Origin of the sequence: Magnetospirillum sp. ME-1 (assembly GCF_002105535.1) — a bacterium.
Taxonomy (GTDB): Bacteria; Pseudomonadota; Alphaproteobacteria; order Rhodospirillales; family Magnetospirillaceae; genus Phaeospirillum.
This window is the reverse complement of record NZ_CP015848.1, coordinates 3,279,722-3,296,545: the sequence shown is the minus strand read 5'-3', so window position 1 is coordinate 3,296,545 and position 16,824 is coordinate 3,279,722. Positions and strand designations below refer to the sequence as shown.

Annotated in this window: 16 protein-coding genes; 10 read left to right on the top strand and 6 right to left on the bottom strand. The window is 67.0% G+C overall.

What is annotated here, in order from left to right; genetic code table 11:
• Positions 1-110: 110 nt before the first annotated feature.
• Complete coding sequence (gene secA / locus WV31_RS15575; protein ID WP_085374430.1) at positions 111-2,813, top strand: preprotein translocase subunit SecA; 2,703 nt, start codon at positions 111-113, stop codon at positions 2,811-2,813.
• A 151-nt stretch (positions 2,814-2,964) separates the two neighbouring features.
• Here secA and WV31_RS15570 read toward each other — a convergent pair whose 3' ends face one another.
• The 4 genes from WV31_RS15570 to WV31_RS15555 form a co-directional block, all read right to left on the bottom strand.
• Positions 2,965-3,843 carry a 3-hydroxybutyryl-CoA dehydrogenase gene (locus tag WV31_RS15570; protein ID WP_085374429.1) on the bottom strand — a complete coding sequence of 293 codons (879 nt, stop codon included), beginning with the start codon at positions 3,841-3,843 and terminating at the stop codon, positions 2,965-2,967.
• A gap of 52 nt (positions 3,844-3,895) precedes the next feature.
• Entirely contained in the window at positions 3,896-4,831 is a 936-nt protein-coding gene (locus tag WV31_RS15565) for an electron transfer flavoprotein subunit alpha/FixB family protein (RefSeq protein ID WP_085374428.1), read from the bottom strand.
• 2 nt (positions 4,832-4,833) lie between these two features.
• On the bottom strand, positions 4,834-5,583 hold the full coding sequence (locus tag WV31_RS15560; protein WP_085372587.1) for an electron transfer flavoprotein subunit beta/FixA family protein: 750 nt from the start codon (positions 5,581-5,583) through the stop codon (positions 4,834-4,836).
• Between the two features lie 96 nt (positions 5,584-5,679).
• The gene (locus tag WV31_RS15555; RefSeq protein ID WP_085374427.1) at positions 5,680-6,246 is read right to left on the bottom strand and encodes a cob(I)yrinic acid a,c-diamide adenosyltransferase; all 567 of its coding nucleotides are present in this window, start codon (positions 6,244-6,246) and stop codon (positions 5,680-5,682) included.
• Between the two features lie 100 nt (positions 6,247-6,346).
• Here WV31_RS15555 and lptG point away from each other — a divergent pair, with 100 nt between their 5' ends.
• The 4 genes from lptG to WV31_RS15535 all read left to right on the top strand — a co-directional run bounded on the left by lptG (position 6,347) and on the right by WV31_RS15535 (position 9,431).
• Positions 6,347-7,450, top strand: a complete 1,104-nt coding sequence (gene lptG / locus WV31_RS15550) for an LPS export ABC transporter permease LptG (RefSeq protein ID WP_085374426.1) — start codon at positions 6,347-6,349, stop codon at positions 7,448-7,450.
• Positions 7,450-8,172 (top strand): phosphatase PAP2 family protein, encoded by a 723-nt coding sequence (locus tag WV31_RS15545; protein ID WP_085374425.1) that lies wholly within the window; start codon positions 7,450-7,452, stop codon positions 8,170-8,172. Before lptG ends, WV31_RS15545 begins: the two co-directional genes overlap by 1 nt.
• 127 nt (positions 8,173-8,299) lie before the next feature.
• The gene (locus WV31_RS22730) at positions 8,300-8,902 is read left to right on the top strand and encodes a cold-shock protein (RefSeq protein WP_085374424.1); all 603 of its coding nucleotides are present in this window, start codon (positions 8,300-8,302) and stop codon (positions 8,900-8,902) included.
• 325 nt (positions 8,903-9,227) lie between these two features.
• Positions 9,228-9,431, top strand: a complete 204-nt coding sequence (locus WV31_RS15535) for a hypothetical protein (protein WP_085374423.1) — start codon at positions 9,228-9,230, stop codon at positions 9,429-9,431.
• 45 nt (positions 9,432-9,476) lie between these two features.
• Here the strand turns inward: WV31_RS15535 and WV31_RS15530 are convergent, their stop codons facing one another.
• Complete coding sequence (locus tag WV31_RS15530; RefSeq protein WP_085374422.1) at positions 9,477-10,307, bottom strand: SDR family oxidoreductase; 831 nt, start codon at positions 10,305-10,307, stop codon at positions 9,477-9,479.
• 46 nt (positions 10,308-10,353) lie between these two features.
• On the opposite strand from WV31_RS15530, the gene WV31_RS15525 reads away from it, so the two are divergent.
• Positions 10,354-11,106, top strand: coding sequence for a tetratricopeptide repeat protein (locus WV31_RS15525; RefSeq protein ID WP_085374421.1), 753 nt, complete (start codon positions 10,354-10,356; stop codon positions 11,104-11,106).
• Between the two features lie 149 nt (positions 11,107-11,255).
• Here WV31_RS15525 and WV31_RS15520 read toward each other — a convergent pair whose 3' ends face one another.
• Positions 11,256-11,519: a BolA family protein gene (locus WV31_RS15520; RefSeq protein WP_085375603.1), complete on the bottom strand. Its 264-nt coding sequence runs from the start codon at positions 11,517-11,519 to the stop codon at positions 11,256-11,258.
• Positions 11,520-11,662: 143 nt separating this feature from the next.
• On the opposite strand from WV31_RS15520, the gene WV31_RS15515 reads away from it, so the two are divergent.
• The 4 genes from WV31_RS15515 to WV31_RS15500 are packed head-to-tail and all read left to right on the top strand — an operon-like array spanning position 11,663 to position 16,824.
• Positions 11,663-12,247 carry a J domain-containing protein gene (locus WV31_RS15515; protein ID WP_085374420.1) on the top strand — a complete coding sequence of 195 codons (585 nt, stop codon included), beginning with the start codon at positions 11,663-11,665 and terminating at the stop codon, positions 12,245-12,247.
• A gap of 25 nt (positions 12,248-12,272) precedes the next feature.
• Positions 12,273-13,274 carry a cobaltochelatase subunit CobS gene (cobS, locus tag WV31_RS15510; RefSeq protein ID WP_085374419.1) on the top strand — a complete coding sequence of 334 codons (1,002 nt, stop codon included), beginning with the start codon at positions 12,273-12,275 and terminating at the stop codon, positions 13,272-13,274.
• 17 nt (positions 13,275-13,291) lie between these two features.
• Positions 13,292-15,181, top strand: a complete 1,890-nt coding sequence (gene cobT, locus WV31_RS15505) for a cobaltochelatase subunit CobT (protein ID WP_085374418.1) — start codon at positions 13,292-13,294, stop codon at positions 15,179-15,181.
• A 2-nt stretch (positions 15,182-15,183) separates the two neighbouring features.
• Positions 15,184-16,824: a sensor histidine kinase gene (locus tag WV31_RS15500; protein WP_085374417.1), complete on the top strand. Its 1,641-nt coding sequence runs from the start codon at positions 15,184-15,186 to the stop codon at positions 16,822-16,824.

Sequence of the window (16,824 nt, the reverse complement as noted above, 5' to 3'; positions counted from 1 at the left end):
CGCCTCGAAACCGGCCCGCGACATTGACAGATGGCGGGCCGGCCTCTATCTGTTGCCGGTCACGATTGGCCCCTTTCCACGGGCCTGCTCTCTTACCTTGGGGAAGCTTCATGTTCGGCGCCCTTGCCCGGCGGATCTTCGGAACCGCCAACGACCGAGTTCTCAAGCCGCTGAAAAAGCATGTCGAGGCCATCAACGCCCTCGAGCCGGCCTTCGAGAAGCTTTCCGACGACGAGCTCCAGGCCAAGACCGCCGAGTTCCGCGCCCGCCTCGAAAACGGCGCCCAGCTGGACGATCTGCTGGTGGAAGCCTTCGCCACGGTCCGCGAAGCCGCCAAGCGCACGTTGGGGCAGCGCCATTTCGACGTCCAGCTGCTGGGCGGCATGGTTCTGCACCAGGGCCGCATCTCCGAGATGCGCACCGGTGAAGGCAAGACCCTGGTGGCCACGCTGCCGGTCTACCTCAACGCGCTGTCGGCCAAGGGCGTGCACGTGGTCACCGTCAACGACTATCTGGCCGCCCGCGATTCCGAATGGATGGGCCAGATCTACCGTTTCCTCGGCCTTTCCGTCGGCGTCATCACCCATGGCCTGGACGACCTCGAGCGCCAGCAGGCTTATGCCTGCGACGTCACCTACGGCACCAACAACGAGCTGGGCTTCGACTATCTGCGCGACAACATGAAGTTCCGCCTGGAGGAAATGGTCCAGCGGCCCTTTAACTACGCCATCGTCGACGAAGTGGACTCGATCCTGGTGGACGAGGCGCGCACGCCCCTGATCATCTCCGGCCCCACCGAGGACAATTCCGAGCTCTACCGCCTGGTGGACAAGCTGATGCCGTCCCTGGTGCCCGAGGATTTCGAGAAGGACGAGAAGGTGCGCGCCGTGACGCTCACCGACCGCGGCACCGAACACGTGGAAGAGATGCTGCGCGCCGCCGACCTGATGAAGGGCACGCTGTACGACATCGGCAACGTGTCGCTGGTCCATCACGTCAATCAGGCGCTGCGCGCCCACAAGCTGTTCACCCGCGACGTGGACTACATCGTCAAGAACGACAAGGTCGTCATCATCGACGAGTTCACCGGCCGCATGATGGAAGGCCGCCGCTATTCCGAGGGCCTGCATCAGGCGCTGGAGGCCAAGGAAGGCGTCACCATCCAGAACGAGAACCAGACGCTCGCCTCGATCACCTTCCAGAACTATTTCCGCCTCTACCCCAAGCTGGCCGGCATGACCGGCACCGCCATGACCGAGGCCGGCGAATTCCAGGAAATCTACAATCTCGAAGTGGTGGAGATTCCCACCAATCTGGCGGTCAGCCGCAAGGATTTCGACGACGAGGTCTATCGCACCGCGCGTGAGAAGTACGAGGCCATCGTCACCCTGATCGAGGAATGCCGTGGCCGCATGCAGCCGGTCCTGGTGGGCACCACCTCCATCGAGAAGTCCGAGCTGCTGTCGGACATGCTGAAGAAGAAGAAGATTCCCCACCAGGTTCTGAACGCCCGCTACCACGAGCAGGAAGCCTATATCGTCGCCCAGGCCGGCGTGCCCGGCGGCGTGACCATCGCCACCAACATGGCGGGCCGCGGCACCGACATCCAGCTGGGCGGCAACCTGGACATGCGCACCAGGATGGAGCTGGCCGAAATCACCGACCCGGCCGAGCGCGCCAAGCGCATCGACGGCATCAAGGCCGAGATCGAAGCCAACAAGCAGAAGGTGCGCGAGGCCGGCGGCCTCTACGTGGTGGGCTCGGAGCGCCACGAATCCCGGCGCATCGACAACCAGCTGCGCGGCCGCTCGGGCCGCCAGGGCGATCCGGGGGCAAGCAAGTTCTTCCTGTCGCTGGAAGACGACCTGATGCGCATCTTCGGCTCGCAGCGCATGGACGGCATGCTGCAGAAGCTGGGTCTCAAGGACGGCGAGGCCATCGTCCATCCCTGGATCAACAAGGCCCTGGAAAAGGCCCAGCAGAAGGTCGAGGCCCGCAACTTCGACATCCGCAAGAACCTGCTGAAGTTCGACGACGTGATGAACGACCAGCGCAAGGTCATCTACGAACAGCGCAAGGACCTGATGAGCGCCGACGACGTCTCTGAGGAGATCGTCGCCTTCCGCCACGAGGTCATCGCCGAGATGGTCGCCCGCTGCATCCCCGAACGCGCCTATGCCGACCAGTGGGACGTGGCGGCCCTGCACGAGGAAGTGCTGCGCGTCTTCAACCTGGACCTGCCCATCGCCGATTGGGCCAAGGAAGAAGGCATCGCCGACCAGGAAATCCGCATCCGCATCACCGACCACGCCGACCGCAAGGCGGCGGCCAAGGCGGCGGAATACGGCCCCGACACCATGCGCATGGTCGAAAAGAGCATGCTGCTGCAGATCCTCGACCAGGCGTGGAAGGAGCACCTGCTCCAGCTCGACCACCTGCGCCAGGGCATTTCCTTGCGCGCCTACGCCCAGCGCGATCCCTTGAACGAGTACAAGCGCGAAGCCTTCAACATGTTCGAGCAGATGCTGCTCGACCTGCGCGAGCGCGTCACCTCCATCCTGGCCCATGTCCAGCTGCGCTTCTCCAACGAGGAAGAGGCCGAGCAGGCCCTGACGCCCCAGCGCAGCACCCGCACCCGCGAAACCCGCGAGGACCCCGCCTTCTCGGGCGGCGAAGGCGCCTCGGTGGCCTTCACCCAGCGCAACACCGCCGTGGACCCCAACGATTCCACCACCTGGTCCTCGACGCCCCGCAACGCGCCGTGCCCCTGCGGCTCGGGCAAGAAGTACAAGCACTGCCACGGGGCGGCATAAGCCCCCCCTGCCCACGTGAGGCCGTCATCACCGGGCTTGTCCCGGTGATCCGCGCCCGTCCGGCGGGCTGCCGCCCCGCGTTTCCCCAACGGCAAAGAAAAAGGGCGGGAAGCCGTGGCCTCCCGCCCTCGTTTCGACCGAAGCCGCCGGATCAGCGGGTCGGAACCGGGGTCTCGCCGGTGTAGTCGTAGAAGCCGCGGCCGGTCTTGCGGCCCAGCCAGCCGGCTTCGACGTACTTCACCAGCAGCGGGCAGGGGCGGTACTTGGTGTCGGCCAGGCCGTCATGCAGCACCTGCATCACCGCCAGACAGGTGTCGAGGCCGATGAAGTCGGCCAGTTCCAGCGGGCCCATGGGGTGGTTGGCGCCCAGCTTCATGGCGGTGTCGATGCAGGTCACCGAGCCGACGCCTTCGTACAGGGTGTAGACCGCCTCGTTGATCATGGGCAGCAGGATGCGGTTGACGATGAAGGCGGGGAAGTCTTCGGCCGAGACCGGCTTCTTGCCCAGCTTCAAGGTCATCTCGCGCACCAGGGAGAAGGTCTCCTCGCTGGTGGCGATGCCGCGGATCAGCTCGACCAGCTGCATGACCGGCACCGGGTTCATGAAGTGCATGCCCATGAACTTGGCGGGGCGGTCGGTGGCGGCACCCAGGCGGGTGATGGACAGCGACGAGGTGTTGGACGCGATGTGGGCTTCGGGCTTCAGCACCGGGCAGAGCTGGGCGAAGATGGCCCGCTTGACCTTCTCGTCCTCGGTGGCGGCCTCGATGACCAGGTCGCTGTCCGAGAAATCGGCATAGGCGGTGGTCGACTTGATGCGGCCGAGCGTGGCGGCCTTGTCAGCCTCGGTCAGCTTGCCCTTGGACAGGGCGCGGTCCAGGTTCTTGGTGATGGTGGAGAGGCCCTTCTTCAGGGCCTCTTCGTTGATGTCGAGCAGGATCACGTCAAAACCGGCGGCGGCGCAGACATGGGCGATACCATTGCCCATCTGGCCCGCGCCGATAACACCGATCTTCTTGATAGCAGTCATTGTCAGGCTCCCGGATGGTAGGGCGTTTGCCGTTGGGCAGATTGATGGATGATTACTTGTTCAGCTCGGCCGCCAGGTCGGGCAACACCTTGAAGAGATCCGCGACCAGGCCGTAATCGGCGACCTGGAAGATGGGGGCCTCTTCGTCCTTGTTGATGGCGACGATGACCTTGGAATCCTTCATGCCGGCCAGGTGCTGGATGGCGCCCGAGATGCCGACGGCGATGTAGAGGTCGGGGGCGACGATCTTGCCGGTCTGGCCCACCTGGAAGTCGTTGGGCACGAAGCCGGCGTCCACGGCGGCGCGGGATGCCCCCACGGCGGCCCCCAGCTTGTCGGCCACCGCTTCCAGCAGGTGGAAGTTGTCGCCCGACTGCATGCCGCGACCGCCCGAGATGATGATGCGCGCCGAGGTCAGCTCGGGGCGCTCGGACTTGGACAGCTGGCTGCCCACGTAAGCCGACAGGGCCGGGTCGGCGGCGGCCGCCACGGTTTCCACCGAAGCGGAGCCGCCTTCGGCCTTGGCGGCCTCGAAGCCGGTGCCGCGCACGGTGATCACCTTGACGGCATCCTTGCTCTGCACGGTGGCCAGGGCGTTGCCGGCATAGATGGGCCGCACGAAGGTGTCGGCCGACACTACCGCGGTGATCTCGGAGATCTGGGCCACGTCCAAGAGCGCCGCGACGCGGGGCGCCACGTTCTTGCCCCCCGTGGTGGCGGGCGCCAGGATGTGGCTGTAACCGCCGGCCAGGGAGACCACCAGGGCGGCCAGGGGCTCGGCCAGGGTATGCGCGTAAAGGGCGGCATCGGCGGCCAGCACTTTGGCGACGCCCGCCACCTTGGCGGCGGCCTCGGCCACCGCGCCGATGCCCGCACCGGCGACCAGCACATGGACGTCGCCGCCGATCCTGGTGGCGGCGGTAACGGTGTTCAGCGTGGCGGATTTGAGAGCGCCGCCCTCGTGCTCGGCAATGACGAGAACGGTCATGATCAGATCACCTTCGCTTCGTTCTTGAGCTTGTCCACCAGGGCGGCCACGTCGGCCACCTTGATGCCGGCGGAACGCTTGGGCGGCTCGGCCACCGAAAGGGTGACCAGGCGCGGGGCGATGTCGACGCCCAGATCGGCCGGCGAAACCGTGTCGATGGGCTTCTTCTTGGCCTTCATGATGTTGGGCAGCGAGGCGTAGCGCGGCTCGTTCAGGCGCAGGTCGGTGGTCACCACCGCCGGCAGCTTGAGGCTCACCGTCTCCAGGCCGCCGTCGATCTCGCGGGTCACGGTGACCGCATCCGAGCCGATCTCCACCTTGCTGGCGAAGGTGCCCTGGGGGCGGCCCAGCAGCGCGGCCAGCATCTGGCCGGTCTGGTTGGAATCGTCGTCGATGGCCTGCTTGCCCAGGATGATCAGGCCGGGGGCCTCCTTCTCCACCAGGGCCTTCAGGGCCTTGGCGACGCCCAGGGGCTGCACCTCGTCGTCCGTCTGCACCAGGATGCCGCGATCGGCGCCCATGGCCAGCGCGGTGCGCAGCGTCTCCGACGCCGCCGCCGGGCCGATGGAGACCACCACAACTTCGGTGGCCTTGCCGGCTTCCTTGAGGCGAACCGCCTCTTCCACCGCGATCTCGTCGAACGGATTCATGGAGAACTTCACGTTCTGGGTCTCGACCCCAGAACCATCCGACTTCACGCGAATCTTGACGTTGTAGTCGATCACCCGCTTGATCGCGACCAGGACTTTCATTTGTCTTTCAATCCTCTAATCCGGAGTGCGCATAAATCGGCATCGCCGGGCGGAATTTACTATTGCATTGCACAATATGACGGGAGGTTGGGGTTGTCAACGCGCACCCCCCGGCACCCACAGCACGTCGGCGGCACCGTTGCCGTTGGCCAGACGGGCCAGGACGAACAGCAGATCGGAAAGCCGGTTGGCGTAGATGATGGCGGCGGGATTGACCGCCTCGACCTCGGCCAGGGCGACCATCAGGCGCTCGGCCCGGCGCACCACGGTGCGGGCGTGATGCAGATGGGCGGCCAGGGCGGAGCCGGCGGGCAAAATGAAGGAGGTGAGCGGCGCCAGCTTCTCGTTGGCCGCGTCGATCTCTGCCTCCAGCCGGTCCACCTGGGACTGGACGATGCGCAGGCGGGAACCGGCGGCCTCGTCGGCGCCAGCAGGCGTGCACAGATCGGCCCCCAGGTCGAACAGATCGTTCTGCAGCAGTTCCAGAAGCCCCATCATGTCGGCACCGGCATGCAGGCGGGCCAGCCCGATCACCGCATTGGCCTCGTCCACGGTGCCGTAGGCCTCGACCCGGAGGTCATGCTTTCCCACCCTGGTGCCATCGCCCAGAGAGGTCTTGCCCTTGTCGCCCGTCCGGGTATAGATGCGCGTCAGCGTGACCATCGCCTCGTTTCCTTGCTGTCAGTCGAAAAGGTTTATGACACGGGGAGACGGGAAACCTCTATACTCCGCTTTCATCGAACGGCAGCGAATTTCGGGCACCATGCGTCTTTCCCCCATCATGAGCGGCTATATCGGGCGTCAGTTCGCCTCGGCCTTCGCCACGGTGCTGCTGGTGATTTTAGGGATCATCCTGCTGTTCGACGTCATCGAGCTGATCCGCCGGGCCGCCGCCCGTCCCGACCTGGGCATCGCCCCCATCATGCTGATGGCGTTCTTCAAGCTGCCGCAGATGCTGCACACGGTGCTGCCCTTCGCGGTGATGATCGGCGCCATGGTGTGCTTCTGGCGCCTGACCCGCACCCATGAACTGGTGGTGGCCCGCGCCGCCGGCATCTCGGTCTGGCAGTTCATCACCCCGGTGCTGTTCGTGGCCGGGGTGTTCGGCGTGTTCGAGATCACCGCCTTCAACCCCATGGCGGCAGCCATGTACGGCCGCTACGAGCGGCTGCAGGACGAGTTGCTGAGCAACAAGCCCAGCGCCTTCGACCTGTCCGAGGGCGGGCTGTGGCTGCGCGAGCCCCATAACGACGGCGAGATGGTGGTCTATTCCGAATCCGTGCGCCAGGAAGGTCTGGTCCTGCACATCAGGGACGCCCAGTTCTTCCTGTACGACCGCCCCGACCACTTCCACCAGCGCATCGCCGCCGAGAGCGCCTCGCTGATCGACGGCACCTTCGAAGTGCGGCGCGCCTGGGTGATGGAAGGCGGCAAGCCCTCGGTCTTCCTGGAGCAGATGCGCATCCCCACCCAGCTGACGCTGTCGCGCATCCACGACAATTTCGCAGCACCCGAAACCCTGTCTTTCTGGCAATTGCCGGGATTCATCCGCTTTTTCGAGCGGGCCGGCTTCACCGCCAACAAGCATCGCCTGTACATGCAGTCGCTGCTGGCCTCGCCGGTGCTGTATTGCGGCATGGTGCTGATGGCCGCCGTCTTCTCGCTGCGCCCCAACACGAGGTCGGGCGGATTGCTGGCCCGCATCGGCGGCGGCGTGGCCGCTGGATTCGCCGTCTACTTCTTCTCCAAGGTGATCTACGCCCTGGGCCTGTCGGCCACCCTGCCGCAGACGCTGGCGGCCTGGACCCCGCCCCTGTTCGCCGGCCTGATCGGATTGTCGGGACTGTTCCATCTCGAGGACGGCTGATGGCGCCTGGCCTGTTGCGCAATCCCTGGGGCTGGGCGATTGCCGCCCTGGTGCCCCTGGTGCTGTTTCCGGGCATCGACATCGCCGTCTCGTCCCTGTTCTTCGACCCGGCGAGCCGCAGCTTTCCCTTCCGGGTTCATCCCCTGGGGGAATTCGCCCGCAAGACGCTGCCCCTCTTCCTGTTCGCCACCGCAGGCCTGATCGGCCTGGCGGGAACCGCCGCCGCCATCCTCAAGCGTCCCGTGGCCGGCATCCGCCCGGCCATGGCGCTGCTGGTGGTGGGGTCCCTGGCGCTCGGCCCCGGCCTGGTGGTCAACCTGATCCTCAAGGACAATTGGGGACGGGCGCGGCCCTCGACCATCGCCCAGTTCAATGCCGGACACCAGCCGGACCGGCAGTTCACGCCGGCCCTGGTCATGTCGGACCAGTGCCCGGACAATTGCTCGTTCCCGTCCGGCCATGCGGCTCTGGGCTTCTGGACGGTATCGCTGGCCCTGCTGGCCCCTCGCCGCCGCCGCCCGGCCGCCCTGGCCGCCGCCTTCGCCTTCGGCGCCGCCATGGGATTGGTGCGCATCGCCCAAGGCGGGCATTTCGTTTCCGACGTCGCCTTTTCCGGCGTCATCGTGGTCGGCCTGACCATGGGGTTGTACCGGCTGCTTCAGCCTGACGACCGCAGTGCAGCACGAAAAAAAGCTCATTCTGAGGCCGCAGACGCCCCGTAAGCCCCTATGCGGAGGCATGATTCTCAGGTAATGATATAGGTTCAGGCTGACCTTGGCACGCACGAGCCGGGCGGAATGCCCTCGCGTGGGTGCGGGGGATTTTGTTTACTTACGACGAGAATGACACATGGCATGGAACCGAGATAATCATGGCAGGGGCGAGCGCGGTCGCGGTCGTCGGGACGACTTTGGCGAACCGGCTTTCGATCCGCGCCCGTCGCGGCCGATGGCACCGAGCTCTTTTGACCGTCAGATGGTCAGTCAGGCGAACGTCACCGCCACTGTGAAGTGGTTCAATGCCTCCAAGGGCTTCGGCTTCGTCGCCCCCTCCGACGGCAGCCCGGACGCCTTCCTGCACATTTCCGCCCTCGAGCGCGCCGGCCTGACCCAGGTCGCCGAAGGCGCCACCCTGGTGGTGGACCTGGGCGCCGGCCAGCGCGGCCCGCAGGTGGTGATGGTCCATGAAGTGGACAGCACCACCGCCACCCCGCGCGCCCCGCGCCGGGAAGAGCGCGGCCCGACCCAGACCGTCGAAGGCGTGGTCAAGTTCTTCTCGGCCGAGAAGGGCTTCGGCTTCGTCGCCTGCGACGAGGGCGGCAAGGACGTGTTCGTTCACGTGAAGGCGCTGGAGCGCTCCGGGATCAAGACCCTGGAATCCGGTCAGCGCGTTCGCGTCACCACCACCCTGGGGCTGAAGGGCCCGCAGGCGGATACGGTCGCGATCCTCTAGGTCGTAAAGCCAGGCCCTCCCCCATACGGAGGGCCTGGTACGATCTCGAGGAATTTTGCTTGATTCGAATCCGGCATTCTGGTACCACAATGCTCATTACTGCTTTGTCTCCCTGAGATTGGGCGGGACACGGTGATGAGCCGGGTCCCGCCACTTTTTTCACCCCACCCGAAATTTTGTTGCGCGCAATGCCCCGCTTACGCAAGTAAGTGGTAACCGCATTTATGCTGCATCGCACAAAAACCTGTCGCATTCCGCCCCCGATTCGGTGCAGACTGTTTGTCGAGGGGATGCCTGCACCTAAGGAATTGGGCGAGGATTTGGAATGCTTGGACCCGCGGAACTTCGCGAAATCTACGACTGCCTCAAGGGCATGGGACTGGAGCCGGTGCGCGTCACCGATGGCCGCAGCCCCTATATCAACCCCGCCTACGCCGCCGGCAAGGCGCTGACCAAGGCCGTGCGCACCGCATCGCCCCTGGCCGTGGCGGCCGCTCCGGCCGCCGGGGCTGCCGACAAGGCGAAATAGGCTTCGCCTCCAAGCCAAATCCGGGCCGATACCCCGGATTTGGCATCACAGGCAGCTCCGCAGCCCCTCGCGGTAGGTGGGGTAGCGCAGGCGAACGCCCAACTCCCGCTTCATCCGCCCGTTATCCACCCGCTTGTTGTCGGCATAGAAGCTGAGCGCCATGGGCGACAGGGTCGCCCGCGCCTCCTCCCAGGGAATTTCCGGCGGCGGCTCCACGCCGAGCAGGGCGCAGGCATGGGCGATGACGTCCTGGGGCGGCGCCGCGTCGTCGTCGCACAGATTGTAGATGGCGCCGGGATGGGGATTGGCCAGCGAGGCCGATACCGCGGCGGCGATATCCTCCACATGGATGCGGCTGAACACCTGGCCGGGCTTGACCACCCGGCGGGCCTGGCCGGCGCGCACGCTGTCCACCGCCGAGCGGCCGGGGCCGTAGATCCCCGCCAGCCGGAAGATGTGGGCGCCCAGCCCCCGCCAGCGCGTCTCGGCGGCCAGCCGCCGGCGCGAGCGGTCGAGGCCGGGAGTGGGCGGCGTGTCCTCGTCCACCAGGGCGCCGCCGTGATCGCCGTAGACCCCGGTGGTGGACAGATAGCCGATCCAGGCGGGCGCGGCCGCCCGGACGGCCCCTTCCATCCGGTCGAGCACCGGGTCGCCGTCGCCATCGGGCGGCACCGAGCACAGCACCGCGTCAAATCCGTCCAGGCAATTGGGCGGCAGCGGATGCTCGCGGTCGAAGGGCAGGATCCGCACGCCGGGGCAGTCCACCGCCTCGCCCGAGCGCGTGGTGCCGCAGACCTCCCACCCCGCCTCGACCAGCCGGCGGGCGATCACCCGGCCGGAAAAGCCCAGCCCGAACAGGAAAAATCGCTTGGCCATCTCTCTTCCCTTGCACCATGCGCACAATCGGCGAGACTACCGCCCCATGAGACCATACGCCATCCCCCTGCTGATCCTGCCGCTGCTGTGGCTGCCCGCCTCCGCCCCGGCCCAGGCCATCGATTCCAAGATGGAATACCGCACCTGCCTGAACCTGGCCCGCGCCAAGCCCGAGGAAGGCTGGGAGGAGGCGCTGGCCTGGGCGTCGCTGGGCGGCGGCGAGCCGGCGCGCCATTGCGCGGCGGTCGCCCTGATCGGGCTGGGCAAATACGAGGAGGCGGCCAAGCGCCTGGAAGCCCTGGCCTCGTCCAGCCGGCGCGAGGAGATCATGCGCGCCGAGATGCTGGCCCAGGCCGGGCAGGCCTGGCTGCTGGCCGGCAAACCCCAGCAAGCCCTGGCCGCCCAGGACACCGCCCTGAAGCTGGTGCCCGGCCACCCCGAACTGATGCTGGACAAGGCGGTGACCCTGGCTTCGGCCAACCATTACGCCGAAGTGGTGGACGTGCTGACCTCCTTGCTCAAGGCCCAGCCCAACCGCATCGAGGCCATGGTGCTGCGCGCCGTGGCCTACCGCTACCTGGACAGGCTGGAACTGGCCAAGGACGACCTGGCCCGCGCCCTGGTGCTGGACCCGGCCTTTCCCGACGCCCTGTTGGAGCGCGGCATCATCCGCCGCCTGGAGGACAACCAAGCCGGCGCGCGCGAGGACTGGATGAAGGCCATCGCCGCCGCGCCCGAAAGCTCCGCCGCCGACACGGCGCGCCGGAACCTGGAGATGATGGACGTCAAGGTGAAGTGATCTTCCATCCTGTCATCCCGACGCCCTTGGGTGGAGGGATCTCATCCTGGAACGGCTTTTCAGAACCGGCACCAGTGGTCCAGACGGAGATCCCTCGGCTTGCGCCTCGGGATGACAAAACCGTTTGCGGGGCTCGGACATTGCCCCCCCTACAGCCGCCGGGCTTCCTCGTCCCTGGTGAGCGTGGTCAGCGCCAGGGCATGCACCCGGCCGGCCAGTTCCTCGGCCAGCAGGGCGTTGACCATGCGGTGACGCTCCACCCGGCTTTTCCCCACGAAGGCCTCGGAGACGATTTCCAGACGGAAATGGCTTTCGCCCTGGGGATTGTGCCCGGCATGCCCCGCGTGGCGGTGGGATTCGTCGATGATGTCCAGACGCGACGGAGCCAGCCCGTCCTCGAGCTTCTTGCGCATCACCGGTGTCACCTGCATAGCCTGGCCCTTTCGCCTGATTGAACCCTCCCCAATTGGGGCCATTGCCCCCCGCCGTCAAGAGGCCGTTCGGCAAGGGGGCAATTTGCCCTCGTGCCTTGCCTTGGCGCTTTCGAGCCTCCATTATGAGCCTTGCCATGAAAGCGACCAACGCCCGCAGATCCTGGCGGCCGGCCTTCGGCCCCACTCCGGCGCAACCGGCCACCCGCCGCTGCGACCATCCCGGCTGCGCGCTGGAAGCTGAATACCGCGCCCCCCAGGCCCGCGACCGGCTGACCGATTACTACTGGTTCTGCCTGGAGCATGTGCGCGAGTACAACTCCGCCTGGAACTACTATGCCGGCATGGGCGCCGAGGAGATCGAGGCCGAGCTCCGCAAAGACACCACCTGGCAGCGCCCCACCTGGCCGCTGGGCATCCAGGGCGCCAAGCGCAAGTTCGCCTATACCGTCCACGACCCCTTCGAGGTGTTCGAGGATGCCGCCACCGAGGAGGCGCGGCCCAAGGCCCGCGTGCCCACCCCGGAGGAAGAGGCCATGGCGGTCCTCGAACTCACCCCGCCGCTCACCGCCGAGACGCTGAAGACCCGCTACAAGGAGCTGGTCAAGCAGCACCACCCGGACGCCAACAACGGCGACAAGGACTCCGAGGAGCGCTTCAAGCGCATCAACCACGCCTACAACACCTTAAAGCTCAGCCTGAGCCTGTAAGCAGCAGCCCCCCAAGGACGAGAGTATGACCTCCAAGACGCAAAGCCCGCTTGCCTCCGACCATCCCCTCGCCATGCCCGATACCCAGGTGTCCGCCCGCGAGGTGTTCGGCATCGACATCGACATGATGGTCCCCGCCTTCTCGGTGGGCAGCGAGCACGTGCCCGACGTGGACCCGGCCTACCGCTTCGATCCCGACACCACCAAGGCCATCCTGGCGGGCTTCGCCTATAACCGCCGCGTCATGGTCCAGGGCTATCACGGCACCGGCAAGTCCACCCATATCGAGCAGGTGGCCGCAAGGCTCAACTGGCCGTGCATCCGCGTCAACCTGGACAGCCATGTCAGCCGCATCGACCTGATCGGCAAGGACGCCATCGTGGTCAAGGACGGCAAGCAGATCACCGAGTTCCGCGAAGGCATGCTGCCCTGGGCGCTGCAGCACCCCTGCGCCCTGGTGTTCGACGAGTACGATGCCGGCCGCCCCGACGTGATGTTCGTGATCCAGCGCGTCCTCGAGGTGGAGGGCCGCCTGACCCTTCTCGACCAGAACCGGGTGATCCGGCCGCACGCCGCCTTCCGCCTGTTCGCCACCGCCAACACGGTGGGCCTGGGCGACACCACGGGGCTCTACCACGGCACCCAGCAGATCAACCAGGGCCAGATGGACCGCTGGAACATCGTCGCCACGCTGAACTACCTGGCCCATGACGACGAATGCTCCATCGTGGTGGCCAAGCTCAAGGAATACGACACGCCGGAAGGGCGCGACGTGGTGTCCAAGATGGTCATGCTGGCCGACCTCACCCGCCAGGGCTTCATGAACGGCGACATCTCGACGGTGATGAGCCCGCGCACGGTGATCACCTGGGCCGAGAACACCCGCATCTTCGCCGACCACGGCTACGCCTTCCGCGTGACCTTCCTCAACAAGTGCGACGAGGTGGAACGGCCCATCCTGGCCGAGTACTACCAGCGCTGCTTCGGCGCGGACCTGCCCGAGGGGCCGGCCCGCATGCTGGCCTAAGGGCCTGGGGAGAGATCTTGCAGCAGAATTCCACGGGCAAGGACGGCACCAGGGGCGAAAGCATCGGCGACACCATCCGCCGCGCCACCGCCGCCACCCTGAAGGCCATGTCCGGCCAGCCCGAGCTGGATGTGGGCTATGCCGCCGGCAACGGGAGCGTGCGGGGCACGGAAATCCGCCTGCCGGCGCCGCCGCGCACCATCCTGGCCTCGGATCTGGCCCGGCTGCGCGGCACCGCCGACGCCATCGCGCTGCGGCTGCGCTACCACGACGACACCGTCCACGTGCGCCGCATGCCGCAATTGCCCGACGCCCGCAAGATCTACGACATGGTCGAACAGGCCCGGGTCGAGGCCTTAGGCGCGCGGCTGATGCCGGGTGCCGCCATGAACATCGCCGAGGTGCTGGAGGTCAAGGCCCGCGCCGAGGGCCTGGACCGTGCGGTCAAGCGCGAGCAGGTGCCCCTGGCCGACGCCATGCGCCTGATCGCCCGCGAGATCTTCGCCGGGTTGGAGCCGCCGCCCTCGGCCAGGGCCGCGGTGGATCTGTGGCGTGACGAGATCAGGGCCAAGGCCGGCCCGACGCTCGATTCGCTCAAGGACCTGCTGCGCGACCAGGAGGCCTTCGCCAAGGGCCTGCACAAGCTGCTGCACGATCTGGATTTCGGCACCGACCAGCCGTCGGAAGCCGACGAATCCGAGAATTCGCAGCAAGACGGACAGGAGCAGGAGGCCCAGGGCGCCGGCCAGGAAAAGGAAGGCGAGCAGGAGGGCCAGGGCCCCCAGCAGGAGGGCGACACCCAGGCGCCGGGCTCGTCCGAGGGCAGCGGCGACGACCAGGGCGAGGGCGACGGCGAGGAGATGATGCTGACCGGCACCGGCACCGAGGAGCCGGGCGGCCCGTCCAAGCAGGTCCAGGAGCAGCTCTCCAATTCCGCCGCCATGCAGGACCGGCCCTACAAGCCCTACACCACCCAGTTCGACCAGATCGTCACCGCCGAGGATCTGTGCGAAGCCGAGGAACTGAGCCGCCTGCGCCGCCAGCTGGACCAGCAGCTCTCCCACCTGCAGGGCGTGGTCTCCAAACTGGCCAACCGGCTGCAGCGCAAGCTGATGGCGCAGCAGACCCGCAACTGGGATTTCGACCTGGAAGAGGGCATGCTCGACACCGGCAGGCTGGCGCGCATCGTCGCCAATCCCATGCATTCCCTGTCCTTCAAGATCGAGAAGGACACCAATTTCCGCGACACCGTGGTCAGCCTGCTGATCGACAATTCCGGCTCCATGCGCGGGCGGCCCATCACCGTGGCGGCCATGAGCGCCGACATCCTGGCCCGCACGCTGGAGCGCTGCGGCGTCAAGGTCGAGGTGCTGGGCTTCACCACCCGGGCGTGGAAGGGCGGCAGCGCACGCGAGAAGTGGCAGGCCGAGGGCAAGCCGGCCAATCCCGGACGCCTCAACGACCTGCGCCACATCGTCTACAAGGCGGCCGACGCCCCCTGGCGCCGGGTGCGGCGCAATCTGGGCCTGATGCTGAGGGAAGGCATCCTGAAGGAGAACATCGACGGCGAGGCGCTGATGTGGGCGCACGAACGCCTGATCGCGCGATCGGAACAGCGGCGCATCCTGATGGTCATCTCGGACGGCGCCCCGGTGGACGATTCGACCCTGTCGGCCAATCCCGGCAACACCCTGGAAAAGCATCTGCGCGACGTCATCGCCTATATCGAGAACCGCTCGCCGGTGGAACTGGTGGCCATCGGCATCGGCCACGACGTCACCCGCTACTATCGCCGCGCCGTCACCATCATGGACGCCGAGGAACTGGGCGGCACCATGATGCGCCAGCTGACCTCCCTGTTCGACGACGAGGCCGAGGCGTCCGGCGGCCGGCGCCGGGCGGGCTGAGCATGAACGGCGGCAGCGTGGATATCTCCCATCCCGGCCGCACGGACAAGGACGCCGCCTCCCGGCCGTCGCGGCTGCCGCGGCCCCGGCTGCTGCTCGGCCTGATCACCGCCATCGCGGTTCTGGGCGGCCTGGCCGGGCTGGGTACGCTCACCTGGTTCGACCGCGAGGTGGCCCTGGCCGACTGGACCGCCAATCTCAGCCTGTCTGCCCGGCTGGTGGAATCCCAGACCCGCGCGGCCCATGGCGCCGCCCACGCCAATCTCGGCATGGTCGGCGACCACGTGGCCAATCGTCCGCTGGCCAGCCTCAGGAATTCCCGCCACGAGCAGCAATGGCTGTCGTCGGTGCTGTCCAACCTGCCCTACGGCATCGGCATCGCCATCCACGACGAGCGGGGCGACCCGGTGCTGGCCCACGACAGCCTCGGCCTGTTCGCCGCCAACGCCGCCCACCGCGACCACTTCACCGTCGCCATGGCCCAGCCGGGCCGCACGGTGATGAGCGCCGTGGTGCCCGGGCGGGGCGACCAGGGCCGGGTGATCATCTTCAGCCGCGCCATCCCGGACCCGGCGGGGCGCGCCATGGGCGTGGCGCAGATCGCCATCAGGACCGACTACTTCATCGATTTCTACCGCGACCTGCAGCCCGAACCCGGCTCCATCTTCCTGGTGTCTCGCCTGGATGGCGGATTGGTGGCGCGCTATCCCATGCCCGACGCCACCTTCACCCGCTTCGACACCTCCAAGGCGCCGTTCACCCACTTCGCCAAGGGGCCGTCCGGCGTCTACCGCTCCACCTCGGTGGTGGATGGAATCGAGCGGTTGGTGGCCTACCGCAACCTCCCGGACCTGGACATGGTGGTCACCTCGGGCATCCCCATCGAGGTGGCGCTTCGCGAATGGAGCGTGCGCACCAGGCGCAACGTGCTGCTGTTCGCCACGGCCATGGGGCTGCTTCTGGTGCTGGCCGCCATCACCGGCGAGAGCCTGCGGCACGAGGCGCGGCTGCTGGCCACCGGCGAGCGCCGCACCCGCGAACTGACCACCGCCCTGGCGGAAAAGGACGTGCTGTTCCAGGAAGTCCATCACCGGGTGAAGAACAACCTTCAGGTCATCTCCTCGTTGCTGACCATGCAGTCGCTGCACGTCACCGACGAGAAGGTCAAGGCGACGCTGAAGGACGCGCTGGACCGCATCCACTCCATGGGCCTGGTGCACCAGACCCTGTACGAACGCAACCTGGCCTCCAACGTGGATCTGGGCACCTATTTCGGCAAGCTGGCCGAAGCGCTGGCCGGGTCCTATTCCGCGTCACCCGGCGGCGTCACCGTCGAGGTGGAGGTGGAAGGCACGCTGGACCTGGAACGGGCCGTGCCGCTGGGCATGCTGGCCAACGAGGTGCTGTCCAACGCCATGAAGCACGCCTTCTCGGACGGGCGGCGCGGCACCATCTGGATCACCCTGGTGCGCGAGGCGGGCGAGTGGCACTTCACGGTGCGCGACAACGGCGTGGGCATGCCCGACAAGCCGGGACGCGGCATCGGCATCGGCCTGATCCGCGCCCTGGCCCGCCAGCTGGGCGGCCGCTCCCACATCTTCGTGGACGAGGGAACGGTGGTGTCGGTGACCTTCCCGGCCTAG